Origin of the sequence: Pantoea sp. CTOTU50773 (genome assembly GCF_032082325.1) — a bacterium.
GTDB classification, from domain to species: domain Bacteria; phylum Pseudomonadota; class Gammaproteobacteria; order Enterobacterales; family Enterobacteriaceae; genus Pantoea; species Pantoea communis.
Window position 1 is genome coordinate 1 of the sequence record NZ_DAMDQC010000032.1, and the last position, 22,262, is coordinate 22,262.

General features: G+C 53.9%; 18 protein-coding genes and 1 pseudogene. 8 read left to right on the forward strand and 11 right to left on the reverse strand.

The features are described 5' to 3' along the window. The 4 genes from asr to rstA form a co-directional block, all read right to left on the reverse strand. Window positions 1-256: acid resistance repetitive basic protein Asr (gene asr / locus RT340_RS07450; protein WP_313375097.1), on the reverse strand; the 256-nt coding region annotated here is incomplete at its 3' end. Window positions 257-426: 170 nt separating this feature from the next. Then, on the reverse strand, window positions 427-1,914 hold the full coding sequence (locus RT340_RS07455) for a carboxypeptidase M32 (RefSeq protein ID WP_313375099.1): 1,488 nt from the start codon (window positions 1,912-1,914) through the stop codon (window positions 427-429). Between the two features lie 12 nt (window positions 1,915-1,926). Continuing rightward, window positions 1,927-3,237 carry a two-component system sensor histidine kinase RstB gene (gene rstB, locus RT340_RS07460; protein ID WP_283215239.1) on the reverse strand — a complete coding sequence of 437 codons (1,311 nt, stop codon included), beginning with the start codon at window positions 3,235-3,237 and terminating at the stop codon, window positions 1,927-1,929. Then, window positions 3,234-3,959, reverse strand: a complete 726-nt coding sequence (gene rstA / locus RT340_RS07465) for a two-component system response regulator RstA (protein ID WP_313375102.1) — start codon at window positions 3,957-3,959, stop codon at window positions 3,234-3,236. Before rstA ends, rstB begins: the two co-directional genes overlap by 4 nt. A 176-nt stretch (window positions 3,960-4,135) precedes the next feature. Between rstA and RT340_RS07470 the strand changes: the two genes are divergently transcribed. Next, window positions 4,136-4,549, forward strand: coding sequence for a hypothetical protein (locus RT340_RS07470; protein ID WP_313375104.1), 414 nt, complete (start codon window positions 4,136-4,138; stop codon window positions 4,547-4,549). Here the strand turns inward: RT340_RS07470 and RT340_RS07475 are convergent, their stop codons facing one another. After that, window positions 4,550-5,941, reverse strand: coding sequence for a basic amino acid/polyamine antiporter (locus RT340_RS07475; protein WP_211727959.1), 1,392 nt, complete (start codon window positions 5,939-5,941; stop codon window positions 4,550-4,552). A gap of 211 nt (window positions 5,942-6,152) precedes the next feature. Then, entirely contained in the window at window positions 6,153-7,109 is a 957-nt protein-coding gene (ydgH, locus tag RT340_RS07480) for a DUF1471 family protein YdgH (RefSeq protein WP_097117067.1), read from the reverse strand. 539 nt (window positions 7,110-7,648) lie between these two features. Here ydgH and pntA point away from each other — a divergent pair. After that, window positions 7,649-9,181 (forward strand): annotated as a pseudogene (gene pntA, locus RT340_RS07485) (Re/Si-specific NAD(P)(+) transhydrogenase subunit alpha). Window positions 9,182-9,192: 11 nt separating this feature from the next. Next, entirely contained in the window at window positions 9,193-10,581 is a 1,389-nt protein-coding gene (pntB, locus tag RT340_RS07490) for a Re/Si-specific NAD(P)(+) transhydrogenase subunit beta (RefSeq protein ID WP_313375108.1), read from the forward strand. 46 nt (window positions 10,582-10,627) lie between these two features. Here the strand turns inward: pntB and uspE are convergent, their stop codons facing one another. Beyond that, entirely contained in the window at window positions 10,628-11,584 is a 957-nt protein-coding gene (uspE, locus tag RT340_RS07495; RefSeq protein WP_034830915.1) for a universal stress protein UspE, read from the reverse strand. A 118-nt stretch (window positions 11,585-11,702) separates the two neighbouring features. After that, complete coding sequence (locus RT340_RS07500) at window positions 11,703-12,455, reverse strand: FNR family transcription factor (protein ID WP_034830913.1); 753 nt, start codon at window positions 12,453-12,455, stop codon at window positions 11,703-11,705. Window positions 12,456-12,751: 296 nt separating this feature from the next. Here RT340_RS07500 and smrA point away from each other — a divergent pair, with 296 nt between their 5' ends. Then, window positions 12,752-13,318 carry a DNA endonuclease SmrA gene (smrA, locus tag RT340_RS07505; protein ID WP_313375115.1) on the forward strand — a complete coding sequence of 189 codons (567 nt, stop codon included), beginning with the start codon at window positions 12,752-12,754 and terminating at the stop codon, window positions 13,316-13,318. Here the strand turns inward: smrA and RT340_RS07510 are convergent, their stop codons facing one another. Continuing rightward, the gene (locus tag RT340_RS07510; RefSeq protein ID WP_034830936.1) at window positions 13,319-14,239 is read right to left on the reverse strand and encodes a LysR substrate-binding domain-containing protein; all 921 of its coding nucleotides are present in this window, start codon (window positions 14,237-14,239) and stop codon (window positions 13,319-13,321) included. Between the two features lie 310 nt (window positions 14,240-14,549). Between RT340_RS07510 and RT340_RS07515 the strand changes: the two genes are divergently transcribed. Together RT340_RS07515 and RT340_RS07520 are read left to right on the forward strand one after the other, a co-directional pair. Then, complete coding sequence (locus tag RT340_RS07515) at window positions 14,550-15,884, forward strand: MFS transporter (RefSeq protein WP_211727956.1); 1,335 nt, start codon at window positions 14,550-14,552, stop codon at window positions 15,882-15,884. 88 nt (window positions 15,885-15,972) lie between these two features. Next, window positions 15,973-17,310 (forward strand): VOC family protein, encoded by a 1,338-nt coding sequence (locus RT340_RS07520; protein ID WP_313375117.1) that lies wholly within the window; start codon window positions 15,973-15,975, stop codon window positions 17,308-17,310. 69 nt (window positions 17,311-17,379) lie between these two features. On the opposite strand, the gene RT340_RS07525 is transcribed toward RT340_RS07520, so the two are convergent. Next, on the reverse strand, window positions 17,380-17,814 hold the full coding sequence (locus RT340_RS07525) for a DoxX family protein (RefSeq protein WP_034830906.1): 435 nt from the start codon (window positions 17,812-17,814) through the stop codon (window positions 17,380-17,382). 192 nt (window positions 17,815-18,006) lie between these two features. Here RT340_RS07525 and RT340_RS07530 point away from each other — a divergent pair, with 192 nt between their 5' ends. Together RT340_RS07530 and RT340_RS07535 are read left to right on the forward strand one after the other, a co-directional pair. Further along, on the forward strand, window positions 18,007-19,524 hold the full coding sequence (locus RT340_RS07530) for a carboxylesterase/lipase family protein (protein WP_211727954.1): 1,518 nt from the start codon (window positions 18,007-18,009) through the stop codon (window positions 19,522-19,524). 213 nt (window positions 19,525-19,737) lie between these two features. After that, window positions 19,738-21,414, forward strand: coding sequence for a methyl-accepting chemotaxis protein (locus RT340_RS07535; RefSeq protein WP_034830905.1), 1,677 nt, complete (start codon window positions 19,738-19,740; stop codon window positions 21,412-21,414). Here the strand turns inward: RT340_RS07535 and RT340_RS07540 are convergent. After that, window positions 21,372-22,253, reverse strand: coding sequence for a LysR substrate-binding domain-containing protein (locus tag RT340_RS07540; protein ID WP_097117073.1), 882 nt, complete (start codon window positions 22,251-22,253; stop codon window positions 21,372-21,374). The two genes, RT340_RS07535 and RT340_RS07540, sit on opposite strands and share 43 nt — an antisense overlap. Window positions 22,254-22,262: the final 9 nt, after the last annotated feature.

Below are 22,262 nucleotides of genomic sequence, written 5' to 3' on the forward strand. Positions count from 1 at the left end.
GTTTGGTTGCTTTTTTGTGGTGCTTTTTAGCAGCCTGAGCTTTCTGTGCAGCTGGCGCTTTCTTCTCTACTTTTTTGTGTTTCTTAGCTGCCTGCGCTTTCTGGGCAACTTTCTTATGATGAACCGCTTTATGTTTAACAGGTGCTGCGGTAGTGGTAGCGGCAGCAGCCGGAGCAGCTGTAGTGGTCTCAGCAGCGAAAGCAACAGAAGACATACCCATAGCAGCGGCGATCACCAGTGCAACTAATTTTTTCATCGCAAAATCCTCGAACTATTTTTTCATGTGTAGCCCACTGCGGGGCCGGTGAATGAACTATATGAAAAACAATTCAGTCTTTCCGTGAGGCATTGGTATCGGCGTGTAACGGAATGTACAAAGGCGGGTAAAGGAAGTGAAAAGGGCGGCCGATTGGGCCGCCGCGCAGTTTACGCAGAGAGGTAGCGTTGTTCAAGGTGCTGACGGAAATAGTGCGGATTGAGCGTTTCGCCCGTGGCATTCACTAACAGTTGTTGCGTCGGGAAGCGGCTGCCGTGCTGCCAGATGTTCTGTTGTAACCAGTCAAACACCGGCTGCAACTCTCCGTTACGGATCAGATCTTCCACTTGAGGAATCGCGCGCTTCACCGCCTGGAACAGCTGGGCAGCGTACATGGCACCTAAGGTGTACGTCGGGAAGTAACCGAAAGCGCCATCGGTCCAGTGAATATCCTGCATGCAGCCATCACGATAATTGCCACGAGTATCTATTCCCAGCGATTGCTGCATTTTTTCATCCCACAGCGCGGGGATGTCATCAACTTCAATCTCACCTTCAATCAACGCACGTTCGATTTCGTAACGCAGAATCACGTGAGCTGGATAGCTCAGTTCATCCGCGTCCACGCGAATAAAGCCTGGCTTCACGCGTTGTGTCTGGCGAACAAAGTTATCCAACGCTAATGCCGGCTGGTCACCCATTAAGGCGACAACCTGCGGATGGATATGCTGCAGGAATGCCTTGCTGCGCCCTAATTGCATCTCCATAAACAGGCTTTGGGATTCATGCATGGCAGTCGAGCGAGCGTGGGCCACCGGTTGTCCACGCCATTGCTTTGGTAGGTTCTGCTCGTAACGTGCGTGACCGGTTTCGTGGATCACGCCCATCATGGCACTGAGGAAGTCGCTCTCATTGTAACGGGTGGTAATGCGCACATCTTCCGGCACGCCGCCACAGAAGGGGTGTGCACTGACATCCAGGCGACCATGATTGAAATCAAAGCCCAGCGTTTTCATCACACTCAAACCGAGCTGCTTCTGCGCTTCAATAGCAAAGGGACCAACCGGCGCCGAGATGGCGGTTTTCTGCTGCTTCTCGACGGCTTTCTGTAGCAGCGCGGGCAGCCAGCTTTTTAATTCGCCAAAGGTATTGTCGAGTTGTGCACTGGTCATGCCCGGTTCGAACACATCCAGTAACGCGTCATAACGAGAGACACCCAGCGCTTCGGCACGTAACTGGGCTTCCTCACGGCTGAGTTTCACCACTTCTTTTAGGTTAGCCGAGAAGCCTTGCCAGTCGTTGGCAGGGCGCTGTTGGCGCCAGGCATGCTCACAACGCGAACCGGCCAGCGATTTGGCTTCAACCAACGAAGCAGGCAGAATCGTTGCTTGCTGCCACGCACGCTGCATCTCGCTCAGGTTAGCGTGCTCTACATCGTTCAACGATTCCTGCTGGGCGGCATCGAATAAGCCGCCAAGTCGTTTATCGGTCAACACTTCATGCATAAAAACACTAAGTTCCGCCATGGCTTCACCGCGCGCCTGGCTGCCGCCGGGTGGCATAGTGGTTTGCATATCGACACCGGCAATAGCCCCAAGATGGCCAAAGCGTGCCAGGCGCTGGAAAGTTTTGCTAAGTTCCTGATAAGCAGAAGTCACAATTAAAGCTCCTTATGACGGTAAACGGGGCGAAATATCTCGCAAGGGTAGATCAACCGGCCAGCAGAAGCGAACGCTGGCGCCACCGAGCGGGCTGCTCTCAATGGTGACGTGTCCCTGCAGTGCCTGTGCAATAGAGTGGACAATCGCCAGCCCGAGCCCACAGCCGCCGGTCGCGCGATCGCGACTAGGATCGAGACGCACAAAAGGTTCGAACACGCGTGCGCGCTCTTCAGGTGGAATACCTGGACCATCATCTTCTACCTGTAAATTACCGATGGCGCCGTCAAACCACAGACTGACGCGCAGACGCTGTTGGGCATAACGCAGCGCATTGTTCACCAGATTATCCAGCACGCGTTCCATCAAACGGGTATCGGCGGAGCCCACATTCTCAAGTTGCGGAATATCCAGCGCGATATGCGCCTGTGGATTCATGGTTTGCACATCTTCGATATGCACACGCAACCACTGCGCCAAATCAAACGACTGAAGGTTAAGATCGACACGCGGGCGGTCGAGGCGGGCATAGGTTAACAGCTCTTCAATCAGGCTTTCTAACTGGCCGACATCGCGATTGAGTGCCGCCGACTCGGCTTCACTGAGATTGTCACTCATCTCTAAGCGATAGCGCAGGCGAACCAGCGGGGTTCTTAACTCATGGGCAATACCATCAATCAACTGTTTCTTACTGGCGACCAGCGTGTTGATGTTGTCGGCCATCTGGTTAAACGCCACGCCGAGACTGTGCAGACTCGACGTGCTTTCGAAATGGGTGCGCACATCCAGCTCGCCGCGACCAAAACGTTGCGCGGCTTTCTCCAGCCGCTGCATCTCTTGCCAGTGAGGTCGTAGCCAGATAAACACCGGCAGCGCCAGCGACATGCCGATAAACGCGAGCAGCGCGATATCCAGAATGCGCATCTGGTGCAGGTAGAACAGATAGGGAATAGGGCCAACCGATAATACATAGTGGCTGCGTGGAATGTGCTGCAGGAAGGTGTATTGATCGTCGAGGGCGACAATCTCCCCGGCACGTAAGCGGCGCATATCCGGTTCATCCAGCTGATATTTACTCATCGGTTCGATATGCAGCTCAAACGACAGATCGAGGTCGAGGTTGCGGATGGTTTTGTTCCAGTCTCGCGGGGGAATCTCACGCAGTTCGCTGCGCATGAGAAACAGCGAACTGGCCATCAAATCATTCATTGACTGGCGGCCCGCACGCTCAGCGGTGAACTTGTACACCAAGCCCACCAGCAAAGTCATCACCAGAAAGCAGACGAACAGCAGCAGATAGAACTGGATAAAGAGCTTTCTCATGCGGAGCGGGTATCCCAGGCCTGAGGCGCGAACAGGTAACCTTTATTGCGGATGGTTTTGATGCGGAACGGTTCGGTGGCGCTGTCATACAGCTTTTTGCGCAGACGAGAAATCGCCACATCAATACTGCGATCCATGCCGTCGTAGCTCACCCCTCGCAAGGTTTTCAGCAAGGCATCACGATTCAGGATCTGGCCTGCATGCGTGGCCAGCTCCCACAGCAGATCAAAATCGGCGGTGGAAAGGGTGATGTTCTCGTCAAACAGCGTCACCTGGCGATTGAGGGAGTCGATGGTCAGCGAACCAAAACGCAAAACCCGCTGGGAACTTTGAATAGCGGGCGCCACTTCAGGCTGAGAACCCTGCGCCTGGCGCAGATGCAGACGCAAGCGTGCCAGCAGAACAGCGGGCGGCGTGGTTTTCAGAATGTAATCGTTGGCGCCCATCTCCAGCGCCAGAATGTGGTTCATGTCACTGTCGAGCGAGGTCAGCAGCACAATCGGCCCTGACCAGTGCGCGCGCAAGTCGCGGCAAACGGTCATGCCATCTTTGCCCGGCAACATAATATCCAGTAGCACCAGATCGGGATCGGCTTCTAAAATAGTCGCTTCAGCACGGTCACCGCGCGGTTCAACAGTCACTTCAATATCGTGGCGGCCAAGATAAGCGGCGATCAATTCACCGACTTCTGGCTCATCTTCCACATAGACAATTTTGTTCATATTTCACGGCAAGTGATGAGAATGACAGCAGCATAACTTTTCCTGGTCCTGAGCTCTACGCTATCGCACGAAATATCCCTGCCTGACTGGTATATTTACGCTGAAATGTGCCATTATTAGCGGCGCGTTGTAGCGCAAGGTTCGGAACCGTAACGAAAACCAGGAGGAGTGCGAGGGTGTCTGATAAAGAGCTGGCTTCAGCCGGATACAGTGACCGCATCTGCTTCAATTACAGCGATTTTCTCTCTGCTTCCTGCAAAAAACGCTGGAGTTTCGTTGACGCCATTTACGGTGTCATGCCGATTTTTGGCATGGTGACGCGTAAATCTGCACACGGCTTAGCGGCAAGCGACGATCATCTGAAAGAATTAGCATTACAAATCATTTCAACGCAGGTCAGCGACGAGATCAATATTTCGCGACTGATTACCCTCGCGGAACAACAGCACATCAGCCGTTTTGACATCCAACTGCCTTATCCGTTGTCAGAAGATCAGCTGGACGCGATTCATCAGGAATATCGTAAAGCGCTCAATCTGACACAGCAGGATGACCTGCTGTGCGTTTCCATCCCGGTTCAGCCTCACTAATTACTGCGTGAGCTGCCACATCGCTGGCAGTGCTGCCGCAATCAGTAATCCAATCGCGATGCGCTCAAGTTGTGACAACACTCTGTTACCACGGCCGCCGCGTCGCGCGTAAAGGAACAGCAGTAATCCCGGCGCGTAAAGCACCACAGACAACAGCAGGTGCAGCGGGCCAGAAGCATAAAGCAGCCAGAATCCGTAAGCACTGGCACCCAATCCTACCGCCAATGCCAGCGGATTTTTTTGTCCGCGAACCACTTTAATTAAATACAGCCCCACCAGCAGATACGGCACCAGAATCATCTCTGACGCGATGGTCAGCAGCGTATTGTAATCCGCGCCAGTGGCCGCAATCAGGATCAGACAAACCTGCACGCTGCCGTTGGTGAGCCACAACGAAGCGGCTGGCGAATTGTGACTATTCTGTCGCGCAATGCTGCGGGGAAAAGCCCCTTGCTGTGCCGCCAGAAAAGGGACTTCTGCCGCCATAATTGTCCAGCTTAAATACGCGCCACACACGGAAATAATCAGACCCACCGCAATCACCGTATTACCCCAATGCCCCAACAGATGCTGCATCAAGCCGGCCATGGAAGGATTTCGCATTTGCGCCAGCTCTGCACGCGGCACCACGCCCAGTGCAAGCAGGGTCACCAGCAAGTAAACCAGCAGTGCGGCGATAACCGCCAGCATGGTGGCGCGTCCCACATCTTTCTTATGACGTGCACGCGCGGAGACCACCACCGCGCCTTCCACGCCAATAAACACCCACAAGGTGATCAACATGGTCTGCTTGACCTGCTGCCAGAGCGGCTGGCCTAACGCAACGCCGCTGAAGTCGAAGTGGAAGCGATCGTAGTTGAATGCCAGCAGGGCCAGCACCACAAACAGCAGCAGTGGCACCAGTTTCCCCAGGGTAGCGAGCAGGTTGATGCTGGCGGCGGTTTGCACGCCACGCAATACCAGCCAGTGCACCAGCCATAAAAGTACCGACGCACCGAGCATCGCTTGCCAGGTATTGCCATCGCCAAACACCACGTGGTCAGGCGAATCGGTGAAGAAACTCAGCGCCGAAAAGACAATCACCAGATACGACACGTTGGCGATGACCGCACAGAGCCAGTAGCCCCAGGCAGAACAAAATCCTACCAACTCACCAAATCCGGCGCGCGCATAGGTAAAAATCCCGCCGTCCAGTTCGGGTTTTAAGCGTGTCAGCAGCAGCATGGCAAATGCAAGAAACAGGATGCCCACACCAGTGATCAGCCAGCCAATCAGCAGTGCAGCGGGGCCGGCGACGGCAGCCATATTTTGTGGCAGGCTAAACACACCCGCACCGAGCATCGAGCTGAGTACCAACGCAGTGAGCGCGCTCAAACCTAATTTTTTATCCAAAACACCATTCCTGGGCAGCAGAGTATGCTGGTTAGTGACGATTCCGCTGGAGTGTAACGTGGCAATTGGCCGGATTTAAAACGGAATACCCTGAAAACAGGCGAAGGATTTTACGGAGAGCGAAAAGGGAAGGCAATGCAGGATTATGCAGATCTGCGCAGAGACTATGCAAACAGAAGCACAGGGCGACAAAAGCCGCCCTGCAGGGGAATTACTTGAACAGATCCGCGGTCACGGTCAGGTTGCCACCGCTCTGGCTCGACCATTGACGGGTGATGTGATAGTACTTCGCCCCCTTATCTGCTGCGCGTTTTGCCACGGCTTCAGACACTTCAGTCGGCGTTCCGAAGTGATCAGAGAAGGTCACAGTATCAAACGGCTGCATCTGTGCGGCAGTAATCGCATTCACTTCCTGCACGCTACGACCATCTGCCAGCTTAACGGTATAGCGCTGACCCGTTGAACTCTGCGTTTCAAAGAAACGGCCTACGCTACGGCTAGGGGTATCAGAAGAGGCAACACCCGGAATGGCCACTTTGCTGGCTGCAGCGCCGCCAGCAGCCAGTGCTGCTTTGCCGGCTTCAGAATCGGCAGGAATCGAATCTGAAACATTCTGCACCTTACGTTCTGGTGCATCCGCTTTATAGACATAAGCAGTCACGTACTGGTTACCGCCGTTATTGGCATCAACCTGACGCACAATAAAGAAGGATGCCGCGCCTTTGTCTTTCGCCTGTTTGGCAATGGCATCATTCACATCTGGCTGGCTGGCGAAGAAACCGCTAACAGAAACAGTATCGAATGGCTCTAAACGATAGGCTTCGGCTTTTGGCAACTCTTTCACACCGCTAAAGATGCGGTATTTGGTGGTGTCATCCGCTTTTGGGGCATCAGCTTTGTACAAATCAGCCGTGACGCGCCAGTTGCCGCCGTTGCCGTTGGTATCGTTGATACCCTGTACATAGAAGGAGTCAGCGCCTTTTTCATCGGCTGCTTTAGAGATGGCATCGGTAGCATCACCGATGGCATTGAAACGACCGCTGATATTAATACGTTCGAATGGTTTCAACGCGGCCGCTTGTTCTGGCGTCAACTCTTTGGCGGCAAATGCATTTGCTGCCAACAGGGATAACAAAGTGGTCGCCAGAATGGTGTTCTTCAGCTTCATAAAAATGATCCTTCGCCTTACGCAAAATGAGTACGAAAACGTGCTGGACTCTTGATGTATAACAGATTAGCCGCTGATTATTGCATGTAATAATCAACCTGTCTCAGCCAATTTATGCGCATAAGATTGACAATCTCCGCAAATAATTCATCGACATGTCATTTACCTATGCTATGGCTTTTTTTTGACCGCTTTACCACTTATTCTGGTAACACATAGCATCATAATAGTTAAAGTATTGTTAAATAAAGGTTTTTGAAAACACTAAATTCGACATGACACGATTTTGCGCAGCAGAATATTTTTTATTATGTCGCAAAACTAGTGGCAAAAGGTGGCATTCAATCTTTGCATCTGAATATTTGAGTGAATGTCATAAGTGTGCGTTATCGCTGTGGATCACTTTTCACATTTTCAGTAGGTTATAAAGACTTTGTTACATTGCGCATTTTGCTCATAAAAAGCTGAAACGCTGTTTCAGCCTTATGGGCTTGTGCCACTTACAGAACCTCATCCTTTAATTGTTGAAAGGAAACAGTATGTTAATTGGGATACCCAAAGAGCGGTTAGCCAATGAGTCGCGCGTTGCTGCAACGCCAAAGACCGTTGAGCAACTGATCAAGCTGGGATTCAGCGTCACGGTCGAGCAGGGCGCAGGTATTCGCGCAAGTTTTGACGATGAGAGCTTTATCGCCGCTGGTGCCACTGTCAGCACCACCGAAAGTGTCTGGCAGTCTGACATCGTGTTAAAAGTGAATGCGCCAGACGATCAGGAGATCGAACTGACACGCGCGGGCAGCACTTTAGTTAGCTTTATCTGGCCCGCACAAAATCCGGCACTGCTGGAAAAACTGGCGGCGCGCCAGGTTACCGTCATGGCGATGGATTCTGTGCCACGTATTTCTCGTGCCCAGGCACTGGATGCGCTGAGTTCCATGGCGAACATCGCGGGTTACCGTGCCATTGTTGAAGCGGCGCATGAATTTGGCCGCTTCTTTACCGGGCAAATCACCGCCGCGGGTAAAGTACCACCGGCGAAAGTGATGATTATCGGCGCGGGCGTGGCGGGTCTGGCGGCAATCGGTGCAGCGGGCAGCCTTGGGGCTATCGTTCGTGCGTTTGATACCCGTCCAGAAGTGAAAGAACAGGTGCAGAGTATGGGCGCCGAGTTCCTTGGGCCGGATTTCGCACAAGAAGCCGGCAGTCGCGAAGGCTAAGCTACAGCGATGTCAGAAGCCTTTATTAAGGCAGAGATGGAGCTGTTTGCCGCGCAGGCGAAAGAAGTCGATATCATCGTCACTACCGCTTTAATCCCGGGCAAACCGGCACCGAAGCTGATTACCGCTGAAATGGTTGCCAGCATGAAGCCAGGTAGCGTGATTGTCGATCTGGCGGCAGCAACCGGCGGTAACTGTGATCTCACGGTAGCTGATCAGGTGACTTTAACCAGCAACGGTGTGAAGATCATTGGTTATACCGATCTGCCTAGCCGTCTGCCAACACAGTCCTCTCAGCTTTACGGTACCAATCTGGTCAACCTGCTGAAACTGCTGTGCAAAGAGAAGAACGGCGAAATCACCGTCGACTTCGAAGACGTTGTGGTACGTGGCGTCACCGTGATTCGTGACGGCGAAGTCACCTGGCCAGCACCACCGATTCAGGTATCTGCTGCACCGAAAGCGGCGCAGGCGGCCATTGAGCCAAAAGCAAAAGTGGAAGCCAAACCGGTTTCACCGTGGCGCAAATATCTGCTGCTGGCATTGGCTGTGGTGCTCTTTGCCTGCCTCGCTAACGTGGCACCGCCTGAATTCCTCTCCCACTTTACTGTCTTCGCGCTCTCCTGTGTCGTCGGTTACTACGTGGTGTGGAACGTCAGTCACGCTTTGCATACGCCATTGATGTCCGTCACTAACGCCATTTCCGGCATTATTGTGGTGGGTGCGGTGCTGCAGATGGGACACGGCGGGTGGGTGACTTTCCTTGCCTTCGTCGCAGTACTGATTGCCAGCATCAATATCTTCGGTGGATTCACCGTCACCCAGCGCATGCTGAAAATGTTTCGTAAGAATTAAGGGGTAACAACATGTCTGGCGGATTAGTGACTGCAGCATACATTGTTGCCGCAATTCTGTTTATTTTCAGCCTGGCTGGCCTCTCAAAACACGAGACGTCAAAGCAGGGTAACATCTTTGGTGTCAGCGGCATGGCGATTGCGCTGCTGGCGACCATCTTCGGCCCCAACAGCGGCAACGTGGCGCGGATCCTGCTGGCGATGGTGATCGGGGGTGCAATCGGTGTGCGTCTGGCGAAGAAAGTCGAAATGACTGAAATGCCAGAGCTGGTAGCGATTCTGCACAGCCCTGTGGGGCTGGCAGCGGTGCTGGTGGGTTTCAACAGTTACATCGACCACGCACCAGGCCTGGCGCCGGTAATGGAAAATATCCATCTGACCGAAGTGTTCCTCGGCATCTTTATCGGTGCAGTGACCTTCACCGGTTCCATCGTGGCGTTTGGTAAACTGCGCGGCAAGATTTCGTCGAAAGCGCTGATGTTGCCGCATCGTCATAAAATGAACCTGGCAGCGCTGGTGGTTTCCTTCTTGCTGATGCTGTGGTTTGTACAGACGAATAGCACCGGTTCACAAGTCGTCGCGCTGTTGTTGATGACGGTGATTGCGCTGGTGTTCGGCTGGCATCTGGTGGCGTCGATTGGCGGTGCGGATATGCCGGTTGTGGTGTCGATGCTCAACTCCTACTCCGGTTGGGCGGCAGCGGCTGCGGGCTTTATGCTCAGCAACGACCTGCTGATCGTCACCGGTGCGCTGGTGGGTTCTTCGGGTGCCATCCTGTCCTACATTATGTGTAAGGCGATGAACCGCTCGTTCATTAGCGTGATTGCCGGTGGTTTTGGTACCGATGTGAGTGTCGGTGGCGAGAGCGAAGAAGAGGGTGAACATCGCGAAATCACGGCAGAAGACACGGCGGAATTGCTGAAAGGCTCAACGTCAGTGATCATCACCCCAGGCTACGGCATGGCAGTGGCGCAGGCACAGTACCCGGTGGCGGAAATTACCGAAAAACTGCGTGCGCGTGGCATCAAAGTGCGTTTCGGCATCCACCCGGTTGCTGGCCGTTTGCCTGGCCACATGAACGTGTTACTGGCTGAAGCCAAAGTGCCGTATGACGTGGTGCTGGAAATGGACGAGATTAACGATGATTTCAGCGATACCGATACCGTGCTGGTGATCGGTGCCAATGACACCGTTAACCCGGCGGCGCAGGAAGATCCGCGCAGCCCAATCGCTGGTATGCCCGTACTGGAAGTGTGGAAAGCGCAGAACGTTATCGTGTTTAAACGTTCAATGAATACCGGTTACGCTGGGGTGCAGAACCCGCTGTTCTTCAAAGACAACACGCAAATGTTGTTTGGTGATGCGAAGGCGAGTGTAGAAGGTATCCTGCGCGCGCTGTAATCTGTAGTGCGATTAAAAAGGCGACCATCTGGTCGCCTTTGTTGTTTTAATCGTCTTCGTCTTCTTCATCGTCATAATCAATCGGCGATTTGAAATCGTCCGGTTTGATTGCCAGCAAATCACAGCGGAGATGATCGATAACCTGCTCAGCGGTATTCCCCAGGAACGCGGCCGAAAGGCCAGTGCGGCCGATGGTGCCGAGTACCACAATTCCCGCCTCCAGATGAGAGGCGATATCCGGTATCACTTCCTCCGGCAAGCCTTTTGCCACATGCGTAAACTCTTCGCCGATGGAGAATTTCTGGCGTAGCGCTTTCATCGCCACCAGATGTTGTCCGCGAATCGCATCGTTATACACGCTGGGGTCAAAGTCGGGGAGTTCAATGGCGATATTGATTGGCGTGATGGGATAAGCACCGACAAGGTGCACTTCTGTGTGATTGACCATATCGGCCAGCAGCACTGTTTCACGAATCAGCTTTTGGTTTAATTCATCGTGATGGGGCTCTTCACTGGCCAGATTGACCGCCACAACGGCTCTGCCACCTTCCGGCCACGGCTGATCTTTCACCATCCACACCGGGCAGGGGCATTTGCGTAGCAGATGCCAGTCTGTCGGGGTAAAAATCACTGCTTCCAGGCGATCGTGCTGATGGGCCATTTTCAACACCAGGTCGTGCTGGTGCGCCATCACTTCCTGAATGATCGCTTCATAAGGGCGGTTATGCCACACCACCTTAATTTCAATATCAACACCGGCCTCAAGATAGGCGTGGGCCTGTTGACGAATCCATTCAGTACGCTGACTGATCACACCTTTACGCATGTTGGATCGCTCATCAGGCGACAACAAGGTGGTCATTTCATAGGAGAAGTCGTAGATAGGCAGGAAAGCTTTGATTTTTCCGCCGATACGTTGATTCAGATACACCGCACGACGCAGCGCGGGTTGATCGTCCTGTTGGGCGTCAATCGCCACCAGAATATTTTGGTACCGGGACATAAGGCAATCTCCTCAAACCAAAGCAAGTTGGATTAAAGATAGCCTAAGTTGGCGCAGGGCAGAAGGGGAAAAGTTGTTGCCGGATCAATAAACTAACATTTATCGACCCGGCATAGAATCACGCAGCTTGTTCAGTCTGACCCGCCAGTTCTGCCAGCAACGCATGGTTCTCGATAGTGATATATTTGCCTTTAACGGCCAGCATGCCACTTTTCTGGAAGCGGCCCAGCAGACGGCTAATGGTTTCTACGGTTAGTCCCAGGTAGTTACCAATGTCACCACGCGTCATGGTCAGGCGGAATTCGCGTTGTGAGAAGCCACGTTGACCAAAGCGGCGTGACAAATTCCAGACAAAGGCCGCCAGACGCTCTTCCGCGTTTTTCTTGGAGAGCAGCAGGATCATATCCTGATCGCCTTTAATCTCACCGCTCATCAGACGCATCATCTGCTGGCGCAGTGCCGGCATTTTACCGGAGAGATCGTCGAGAGTTTCGAAAGGAATTTCACACACCATCGCTGTTTCCAGCGCCTGAGCAAAACTCGGGTGGTGCGCGCCGACAATCGCATCAAAGCCCACTAAATCCCCTGCCAGATGGAAGCCGGTAATCTGCTCGTCACCCTGTTCAGTAATGGTATAACTTTTGATGGTGCCGGAGCGGATAGCGTAAAGCGATTTCAGTTCATCACCGGCTTTGAACAACGTCTGACCTTTCTGAATCGGCTTTTTGCGCTCAATGATATTGTCCAGCTGATCCAGCTCATGCTCGTTCAGTGTGAAAGGGATACACAACTGGCTGATACTGCAATCCTGACAGTGAATGGCACAACCGCCAGACTGAATACGTCGAATGCTGCGTTTTTCCGGGATCATATAGGTACGCTCGATGATTATTGACTGCCGTCAATTTTAACATTTTTACGCGTTAAGGGAACTCATCCGAGCAGTAATTCCCTTTAAACCCCCACTAACGTAGGGTATACCTGAGTTTGCGCAAGGTTTGCATGACATTATTTTTTGACCTGGAACGTTTTGTTGCCATATTTACATCTGGTCATAACTTGTCTCAGCGCAAAAAGTGACAGATGTGATGCCAAAAATCCTTTGCTACTATTTTGTTTTTGAGCGGCAACTTGCGCTCAGCAAACCACCAGGCGTGAGAAAACACCATGAACCTAGACGATGAAGACCTTTTCCGGGATGCCATGGGCGATGTGACGCCACTGAAAGATTGTGCCAATACCCAATGGTTGCGTTCCCCTTCGACCCAAGCGCCGCGCCCGACGCAAGCCAATGACGAACAGGAAAATTTCCTCACGCGGGGCTTTCTTGACATCATCCCGCTGACGACTCCGCTGGAATACAAAACAGAAGGGATTCAACAAGGTGTGTTGGATAAGTTGCGGCTGGGGAAATATTCCCTGGACGCCAGCCTGAACCTGCTGCGTCAGCCGATAGAAACCTGTCGAAAGTCATTGTTCAGTTTCATGCTGCAGGCACGCAAGCAGGGGCTACGCAATCTGCTGATTATCCACGGTAAAGGCCGTGATGATGAAGCCCATGCCAATATCGTACGCAGTTATCTGGCACACTGGCTGACGCAGTTTGACGAGGTGCAAAGCTTTTGCGTGGCGCAGCCCCAGCACGGAGGTGCCGGGGCACTGTATGTCAGTTTAAGAAAAACGGATCAGGCGCGGCTGGATAATCGTGAGCGCCACGCCAAACGCAGTCGCTAATCAGGTGTGAAATTTGCGAATGGTCGCCAGCAACACTTCGGCACTCAGGCTGAGATGACTGCCGCTGCGGGTGATAATCCCCACCGGCTCTCCCGGCCCAGGGGAGTTAATCGGCAGTGCAATAACGGCATTGTGGCTAAGGTCTTCCTTGATGGCGCCTGAGGGGACAAACCACACATAGTCATAACGCAGGGCCAGCTGACGCGCCAGCGAAGTGGATGAGGTTTCCACACAATTAGCGGGAAGCGCACAACCTTGCTCGTCCAGCATATGTTGAGCGATACGACGCGGGGCGGTGCCCTCCGGCGATATCACCACTGGCCACTGCATCGCGCGGGATAACGTGACGTTGTCACTGAGGAGCGGGTGTTCCGGACGTACCACCAGTTTAAGCGACTCGAGGAATAGCAATTCATAACTCAGACCCGCCATCATTTCACTGTCGGCCATGCGCCCAATGCCAATATCAAACTCACCCGCGCGCAACCCGGCCAGCAGAACATTATTATGTAATGTCGCCACTTGTACCGTGGTGTTCGGTTGTTGCTCGTGAAAGCGATCGAGAATCTGTGGCAGCATACCCATTGCCGCTGTGGTGAGCGCGCCGAGGCGAATCACGACCGGTCGGCCGGGTTGTGGGGCGTTAAAGCTTTGGCCTGCATGGTTAAGCGCATCCAGCACTTTTACCGCATGGACAAGAAATTGCTCGCCGAGCGTCGTTAACTGGGCACCGAGACGACCACGTTCAAACAGACGCGCGCCAGCCAGTTCTTCCAGCTCATTCAGGGTTTTTGAGAGCGCAGGCTGGCTGAGATTGAGTGTCTCTGCCGCGCGCCCCAGCGTGCCTTGCTGCGCGACCGCAACAAAGGTGTGTAAATGGCGCAAGCGAATGCGCTGATTGAAAAGGGAATTTTTGTCCATAGCCTCAAACATAATGACTTTTACCTGATGGCGGCAATGGGAAAACTGGAATTATGTTAACTTCACTGCAAAATTATATTAACAAAAGCCCTGATATTGCTAACCTGATGTTTTAACTCGAATTAGTAAAAATCAGCGCCAATGCAAAATTATCACCTATTGCAATATCAAGCGCTTAATCTCGCATAATTTGAATAATTCTCACTTACACCTAAAAATCCTGCCCGTTATTGTTAACGATGAGCTATCATTATCGCCGTTTTTTTTACCAAAACTGATGATTAAACGATGAATGTGCAGGAGTTGATCCGTGACCACCGTTGAGGCCGTAGATGTTCGCCAGCTGATTAATCAGAGTGCGCTTAGCCGTTGGCAAAAACGCCTGATTGCGCTGTGCTTCATCGTTGTTGCGTTGGATGGCATGGACATCGCGCTGATGGGCTTTATCGCTCCTACATTGAAAGCCAGTTGGGGCGTCACTAATCATCAGCTTGGCATGGTGATCAGCGCTGCGCTGATTGGCCTGGCCTTAGGTGCCATGGTGGCAGGGCCATTGGCCGATCGCTACGGGCGGCGTGTGATGATACTGCTCAGCGTGGGTTTTTTTGGCTTGTGGACGCTGGCCACCGCCATGGCGCAAAACATCGATCAAATGATGTTATTCCGTTTTCTCACCGGCCTTGGCCTCGGTGCAGCCATGCCAAACGTTGGAACGCTGGTAGCAGAGTATGCACCAGAGCGTCGACGTTCATTCATTATCACCGTGGTGTTCTGCGGTTTCACCTTTGGTGCCGCATCGGGCGGATTTGCAGCTTCCTGGCTGTTGCCTCGCTATGACTGGCACTCCGTGATGTTGATGGGTGGCGTCTTGCCGCTGATTGTTTTGCCTTTCCTGCTGCGCGGCTTACCGGAATCCGTGCGCTTCCTGATTAGCCGTCGCGCACCTGCTGCACGTATACATGCCATTTTGGATCGCATGCTGCCTGGCGTCGTTGAGCCGAACAGCCATTACCAGTCCACTGAACAGGTTATCGTGCGGCGTGGCGCAGTGGCGACGGTGGTTTCCCGGCGATATCTCTTCGGCAGCCTGATGTTATGGGGCGGCTACTTTATGGGGCTGTTCCTCGTCTATCTGATTGGCAGCTGGATGCCCTCGCTGATCAACACGCTGGGAATGTCGGTGACGGAAGCGGCTATCGTCACGGCGATGTACCAGGCGGGCGGCACGGTAGGTTCGCTGTTTGCGGGCTGGCTGATGGATCGCATTAATGCCAATATCGCGCTGGCGGTGATCTACTTCTGTGGCGGCATTGCGATTGTCGCGCTCGGCTTCTCCCCGGCGGAAGTGGGATTAATGAGTGCCATCGCCTTCTTTAGCGGCTTCTGCTTTAACGGCGCCAATACCGGCATGAATGCGCTGTCCGCCAGCTATTACCCTACGCACGCGCGTGCGACCGGTTCCAGCTGGATGCACGGTGTGGGTCGTGTCGGTGCGATTATGAGTGCTTTTGTCGGCGCAGAGCTTCTTTCGCTCGGGTGGTCGTTCAGCCAAATCTTCCTGTTGCTGGCGATTCCAGCCGTGCTCACCACGATCATGCTGGCCCTGAAATGTCGCTTTGGTGACCCGTCAGACCGGGCTGAGTGACAGGGCGATCACAGTTCCACGAAATTCCTCCACGGCGATAAAGGGTTGATCTACATTAGCAACAACCCTTAACGCCGAGGTGATGACCATGGAAAACTTTCTCACCAGCGATGCGATTCGCACGCTGTTCTCGCAAGCGATGTCCAGTATGTATCAGCAGGAAGTGCCGCAATATGGCACCCTGACGCAACTGGTCACGGCCGTGAATGAACGTACGCTGGAAGCACAACCCGCTTTAAAAAACCGCCTCGCTGCCGCCGATGAACTGGACCGTCTCAGCGTGGAACGTCACGGTGCGATTCGTGTGGGGACTGCCGAAGAACTCAGCACGCTGCGCCAGATGTTTGCGGTGATGGGGATGGAACCGGTGGGATATTACGATCTCTCCCAGGCGGGCGTGCCGGTTCACTCCACCGCTTTTCGTCCGGTTACGGACAGCGCATTGCGCCGCAATCCGTTCCGCGTGTTTACCTCTCTGTTACGTCTTGAACTGATTGATGATGCCGCGTTGAGAGAGAAAGCCGCCGCGATTTTAGCCGCGCGCGATATTTTCACGCCGGGTTGCCGCGCATTGATCGCGCAACATCAACAGCAGGGCGGTTTAAACGCCGCTGATGCCGCTCGCTTTGTCAAAGAGGCGCTGGAAACCTTCCGCTGGCATGCCCATACCCTCGTGGACAATGAAACCTACAGCGCACTGAGCCAGCAACATCGTTTGATTGCCGACGTAGTGTGCTTCCAGGGGTGCCACATCAACCATCTGACCCCACGCACGTTGGATATAGATCGCGTGCAAACCTTAATGCCCACGCGCGGCATCGATCCTAAAACCCTCATCGAGGGCCCCCCCCAACGTCAGGTGCCGATTCTGTTACGTCAAACCAGCTTTAAAGCGCTGGAAGAGGCAGTCCATTTTAATGACGGCACCCCCGGCACACATACTGCGCGCTTTGGTGAGATCGAACAGCGCGGCGCGGCGCTAACCCCCAAAGGCCGCACACTCTACGACCGTCTGTTGGCAGAAGCGGGCACCGGCAGTGATAACCAGCATCATCAACAGCATCTGAGCGCGGTGTTTCGCGATTTCCCAGATGATGAAGATACCTTGCGCGAACAGGAACTGGCGTGGTTCCGCTATCGTTTGACCGCTAAGGGCACCCAGCATCCTCCGCAAACGGGAGAAACTCTGGTTCAACTGCTTGCTGAAGGGCGCGTGCTGGCAGAACCGATAGTGTATGAAGATTTTCTGCCAGTGAGCGCAGCGGGGATATTTCAGTCTAATTTAGGCGACGAAACGCACGCACGTAGCGCGGGCAATGCCAGCCGGGCGGATTTTGAAGCCGCGTTAGGTGCAGCGGTGCAGGATGAGATGGCGTTGTATCAACAGATGCAGCAGCGCAGTCTGGCTCGTTGCGGTATACGTTAAGGGCATAAGAAAACCGGTCTGTGAAGTGGCATCAGCACTTCAGCAGACCGGCTTCATTTATTTTGATTTTTATTGCAAGCGCGAATCACGCACCAGCGTGTACTTCCCGGCACCCAAGAACATGATGGCGAGTGCGCCCAGCAGATAAAGCGCCTCTGTTTCCAGAGACCAGGCGCCAACATCTGTGCGATGCCAGACCGCGCCCATTTTTACCAGCAAGGTCGCAACAACCATGTTCACCGCAATAATGAAAGCCGCAGGGCGCGTCATTAAACCGATGATCACCATGACAGGTGCCACTATTTCCCCGATGTAAGCACCGTAAGCGATGAAACCTGGCATGCCTTTAACGGCCAACATATGAGCGATCCAGTCGACGCCATGCATCACCTTGAATTCGCCATGAAATAACAGCAGGCCGCCAAACGTCAGACGTAACAGCAGTTTACCGAAGTCCGGGTGATCGCTCATCCGATTGAACATCTGGTTGATACCACCAAACATCGCGCTTCTCCGTCTCGCCAGGTTAACTTGTAACCTTAATGCAATTCGCCATGCCAGGGTTAGCCAAATAATTTGATGGAGATGTTCAACGGATCGAAAGCATATTCGGCTTAATCTGCAAATGCTTTCAGAACATGGACATTCGCTCAAGGCCTGCAAATAATGGAACCAAGCTTGATCTGGGAACCCGAGATGAAAAACGAACGACGTCTGAGGATCATGACCGCAGAGGGTGAACTCAGAGGCCTGATTGACGATGATCTTTTTGTCTTCAAGGGAATACCTTACGCCGCGCCACCTGTGGGCGCACTGCGCTGGCGTCCGCCACAGCCGGTTGCACACTGGCAAGAAGTACGTGAAGCCACGCAATGGGGTGATGCCAGCTGGCAAAACCGGGATTATTGCGTGGCAGTGGGTGGCGGCGATCCGGGCCGGTTCAATGAGGATTGTCTGTACCTGAATATCTGGACCCCAGACGTTGAGCCCTCCCGTCCCTTGCCGGTGATGGTGTGGCTGCACGGCGGAGGCTTTACCATCGGCGCGGGTAGTCTTGATCCCTATCGCGGCAAAGCCTTAGCCGCGCAGGGCGTCGTAGTGGTCACGCTCAATTATCGTCTTGGCCATTTTGGCTTTTTCGCCCATCCGGCGCTGGATGCTGAATACCCGCAAGAAGCGGTGGTAAATAACTTTGCCTTGCTGGATCAAATCGCTGCGCTGCAATGGGTTCAACGCAATATTCCTGCCTTTGGCGGCGATCGCCAAAATATCACACTGTTTGGCGAATCATCGGGGGCGCGCAGCGTGTTGTCTTTGTGCTGTTCTCCGCTGGCTGAAGGGCTGTTCCACAAAGGTATTGTCCAGAGTGCATACAGCTTGCCGGATGTGCCGCGCAGGAGGGCGCAACAGATCGGTAAACAGGTTGCAGCGCATTTTGGCCTGCCGGATCACGCCTCTGCCGAACAGCTTCGTCAGTTACCTGCCGATCAATTCTGGCCGCTGCAACGTCCACTGGGATTAGGTCCAGTGGCAATCAGCGGTGATGCGGTGCTCCCCAAACCGATGCTCGAAACCTTTATGACCGGTAAACAGCATCGGGTGCCGTTGATGGTGGGAAGTAACAGTGATGAAGCCAGCGTATTGGATTATTTTGGTGTTGATCCTGCAACGGTGTTACAACAAATTCGTCGCAAAAATCGCCTGAGTTATGGCCTGATGAAATGGCTATACGATATTCACGACGATACCTTACTGGGCCGGGCAGTGGCGCGAGACATGGCGTTTACCGTGATCCCGTTACTGGTGGCGCAGTCTCAACACAGTATTGGCATGCCTGCCTGGCGATACTGGTTCGACTATGTGTCAGAGAACGCCCGCGACCTCTATCCACATGGCACCTGGCACGGCAACGAAATCCCCTATGTGTTCAACACGCTGACCTCACTGAAACCGCTGCCTGAGCGGGATTACACTGCCGCAGACAAGCGCTTCGCCGACATGGTCAGTACCTATTGGGTGACCTTCGCCCGGGATGCCAGTGAGTTTAGCTATCGGCTACAGGGCAAAATCGACTGGCCGGTGTGGCGTCCCCGTGAAGACCTGACATTAGCCCTCGGTGATCAGGGTAAACCGCAAGCGGTGTTGAAGGCGCGTTTTATGCGTGGGCGGCTGCGTTTGTTCCGTCTGATGATGCGCAGTCACGTTAAGCTTTGATGAGCAGGCTAATAGTGAAATTGCGCAAATGAATTTATAAGGCAAATTTTCGGCTAATCCATTGATTTTCAGGAATAACATTTCCTATCCGGCTTAAGCAGACAGCAATTAATTAGCTTATTAAACCGTTACATTTTCCCAATCCACTGCCGATAAACGCAATATGCCCGATTTTATCGGGCCTCCTACGCGTTTCACACCAAGGGATTATGTATGGGAATCTTAAAAAACTTCACTATTCGCGCCGTCATGCTGACTATTCTCGGGCTGTTCTGCCTGCTGTGGTGCGGTGTCGGATTATTTAGCGTGCACTCGCTCAATGCCCTCGGCGAAGGGAATGAGATAGACCGTGAGCTGGTTAATCAGATGACGGTACTGAGTAAAGGCAACGATCAATATTTTCGTGTGGTGACGCGTCTATCCCGCGTGATGGAAGGGCGTGCATCGGGCGCGGCAGTAAGCGCGGATGCCTTCGCACCGGTGCAACAGGCGCTGGAGAGTATGAAAGCGCAGCTGGTGCAATTCAAAGCGATGGCACCTGGCCCGATGGACAGTGAAACGGTTAACAGCGTTATCGCCAGCTGGCAGAAATTGCTGGATGAGGGGATTGCGCCGCAGGTGTCGCTGGCACAGCAGAGCACCGTTGAAGCTTACCGCACACAGGCTAATAACGTGACGCCCGCCCTCAGCCGCGCCTTTGGCACCAGCGCGGAGGCGTTTAATAAAGCCGCAGGCATTAAGCTGGATGAAACCCGTGTCACCGTCGATAAACTCACCAACATTACTAAGGTGATTATTTTGGTTGCTGTGGTGTTCGGTCTGGTGATTTTGCTGTTCACCGACCGTTATCTGGTAGCGATGCTGGTGAAACCACTGGAGCGCGTACGTAACCATTTTGCAGTGATTGCCCAAGGCGATCTTAGTCAGCCCGTGGAAGATTTCGGCCGCAACTGTGTTGGCAAACTGGTGCCGCTGCTGCGTGCGATGCAGGACAGCCTGCGTGAAGCCGTGAGCGCCATTCGCAGCGGAACCGAGAATATCTATCGCGGCGCGGCAGAAATCTCATCCGGTAACAACGATCTCTCCTCCCGTACCGAAGAGCAAGCGGCCGCGCTGGAGCAAACTGCGGCCAGTATGGAGCAGCTCACGGCAACGGTGAAATTCAACGCCGACAACGCCCGTCAGGCCAGTTCACTGGCAGAAACGGCTACCGGCACCGCGCAGCAGGGCGGCCGTCTGGTAGGGGAAGTGGTCACCACCATGCAGGGCATTTCCGGCAGTTCGAAGAAAATTGCTGAGATTACCAACGTGATCAACAGCATTGCTTTCCAGACCAACATCCTGGCGCTTAACGCCGCCGTTGAAGCCGCGCGTGCGGGCGAACAAGGCCGTGGTTTTGCGGTCGTGGCCAGTGAAGTGCGTAATCTGGCACAGCGCAGTGCCGGGGCGGCGAAAGAGATCGCCACGCTGATTGAAGATTCCGTCCAGCGCGTGGATAAGGGCTCTGCATTGGTCAGCAGCGCAGGCAGCACCATGAACGATATTCTGAAGTCGGTGCAGGATGTGAATGAGATCATGAAGCACATCGCGGCCGCCTCCGAAGAGCAGAGCAAGGGCATTTCGCAAGTTGGCACCGCCGTCACGGAAATGGACAGCGTGACTCAGCAGAACGCCTCGCTGGTAGAGCAGGTTTCTGCGGCGGCCAGTGCGCTGGAGCGTCAAACGGAAGAGTTGCAGGCTTCTGTCGCGAAATTCCGTCTGTCGGACAGTGCGCCGTTAGGTAAAGCTCAGGCCGCGCCAGCCAGCACCGTTCTGCGCCGTCCGCTGTTAACCAGTACGCCTGTCGCTCAATCGAAGTCGGCCAGCGCCGATGAGTGGGTTTCATTCTGAGGCTGACACAACCACGCCACCAGATCCGGCAGGAACGGTGGCGCATCCTGTTCTGCGCACTGTAAAAGGCTGTACGCTGCCCCGGTGGCCACGCTGTTGGCAAACGGGGCAATCAAGCGACCATTCGCCAAATCATTTTGCACCAGTGTCACATCCGCCACCGTTGCACCAAAGCCCTGAATCGCCGCGCTGATGGCCAGATCCATAGTAGCAAAGTGCTGATTGCGTGCCATCGGCACAGTGGCCGCTTGATCCGCCAGCCACATTTGCCAGTCGCGGGAATCATTGGTGGGATGCAAAAAAGTAAACCTCGCCAAATCGCTGATGCCCACGGGTGGCGTGATGTTGCTGCCCAGGACCGGTGTCAGTCGCTCATCAAATAAACGAATGGAACCGGCAGGCGGCGTGCCAAACACAATCGCCGCATCATAATTTTCCAGCTGTGAAGCGTGGTCCAGCGTGGTGGTCAGTGCCACATGGATTTCCGGCCGCTGTTGCTCCAGCGCCACCAAACGTGGCACCAGCCAGCGCATGGCACAGGTGGGCGCTTTCAGGCGAATTGAGGCATTGCTGCGGCTGGCTTTCTCGGTGGCATTCACCAGCATGGCATAACCTTGTTGCAGTTCGGGCAACAGCACCGCGCCTTGCTCGGTAAGATGCAGACCACGCGCATGGCGTGCAAACAAGGGAAATCCCAGCCAGCTTTCCAGCGTGGCGATTTTACGGCTCACCGCACCCTGCGTAATGCATAATTCGCTGGCGGCGCGCGTCAGGTTAAGATGGCGTGCGGTGACCAGAAAAGCATGGATGGCATTCAACGGCAGGGCGGAGCGGGACATAACGACCTC